This window comes from Pseudomonas sp. IT-347P (genome assembly GCF_949768005.1).
In the GTDB taxonomy this organism is placed as follows: domain Bacteria; phylum Pseudomonadota; class Gammaproteobacteria; order Pseudomonadales; family Pseudomonadaceae; genus Aquipseudomonas.
The window spans coordinates 1-290 of sequence record NZ_CATKPQ010000036.1 but is presented as its reverse complement, the minus strand read 5'-3'; the positions used below and the strand labels follow the sequence as shown (position 1 = coordinate 290).

Here is a 290-nt window from a genome sequence, read left to right as displayed (position 1 = left end):
GATTGCTGGCGATGGCCACCGGCATCGGTCTGCTCCAGCACCGCGCCCAGCGGACTGAACAGGCGCCGACTGGTGAAGGCCTGGCCATCGAGGAAGGTGCGGACTTCGCTCAGCGGCTCGCCAGTGAGGGCGAAGCTGTCGGTGCGCAGCGTGCCGGCGCGATCGGTTTGCGCCAGTAACTGGCCGCGCTGGTTGTGTCCGGCATCGGCGCTGGCGTCGGCGTAGGTGAACAGATCGACGTCGGCCTCACCGTTTTCCTCGACCGCCACCACGCGCAACTGATCGTCGAA

At 67.2% G+C, this 290-nt stretch carries 1 pseudogene; it reads right to left on the bottom strand.

Features of this window, described 5'->3' with window-relative positions:
• Positions 1 to 290, bottom strand: a pseudogene (locus tag ACM6IV_RS16220) (toxin); the annotation flags it as partial.